At 67.2% G+C, this 290-nt stretch carries 1 protein-coding gene; it reads left to right on the plus strand.

Features of this window, described 5'->3' with window-relative positions:
* Window positions 1-290 (plus strand): IS66 family transposase (locus tag ACCC97_RS28860; protein WP_413336411.1); only part of this gene is annotated, 290 nt, incomplete at both ends.

Below are 290 nucleotides of genomic sequence, written 5' to 3' on the forward strand. Positions count from 1 at the left end.
GATCACCTGCCGCTGTACAGGCAGGAAGCCATCTTCGGTCGCGCGGGTGTCGCCATCCCGCGCTCGACGCTGGCCAGTTGGGTCGGGCAGTGCGGCGTGCAGCTGCAGCCTCTGGTCGATGCGCTCAAGCGCGAGATGCTCGAAGACCGCGTGCTGCATGCCGACGAGACACCGGTGGCGATGCTCAAGCCGGGGAACGGCAAGACACACCGTGCGTACCTCTGGAGCTACTGCACGACGAGCTACAGCGCGTTGCGCGCGGTGGTGTTCGACTTCGCCGACAGCCGCGG

Origin of the sequence: Variovorax sp. Varisp85 (genome assembly GCF_047304045.1) — a bacterium.
GTDB lineage: Bacteria > Pseudomonadota > Gammaproteobacteria > Burkholderiales > Burkholderiaceae_C > Variovorax.